Annotated in this window: 1 pseudogene; it reads right to left on the reverse strand. The window is 40.4% G+C overall.

Annotated elements, in window-relative coordinates:
• Positions 1-397, reverse strand: a pseudogene (locus EZH24_RS13420) (variable surface family protein); the annotation flags it as partial.
• Positions 398-456: the final 59 nt, after the last annotated feature.

Here is a 456-nt window from a genome sequence, read left to right on the forward strand (position 1 = left end):
AATATAATTCTAAATCTTTTACGGGCGTTACCGTCAATTCGGCATATACGACATACCCGAATGTATAGAACGGTCCCTTCCTCTCAACTCCAAGTAAACTTATATCTCCGCCAAAAATAGTCGCAGATAACGAAGGCTCTACATATAAACCAACGGAATCATTTGAAGCTCTTAACCCTAACGGCAAAGCTATACCTACTCTATATATACCAGATATAGGGACTCTTCCCTGCGGATTCGGTATCCCAGGAACGCTCGCTATATAACCTCCCGATAACTTCTCCGTTCCAGTTGCATCAAACGATAAACTCGTATAATCGAAACCATAAGGAGTTATATCGAAATTCTCTCCCTTATATTTGTTTAGCGTTCCGTTTAAGTTTTCTACAGTCTCCAATGCCTGACTGTATAAGACTCGGATATATGGCTCTATCGATAAACTTCTTTCAGTCGGAA

Source organism: Brachyspira catarrhinii, from assembly GCF_005518285.1.
GTDB lineage: Bacteria > Spirochaetota > Brachyspiria > Brachyspirales > Brachyspiraceae > Brachyspira > Brachyspira catarrhinii.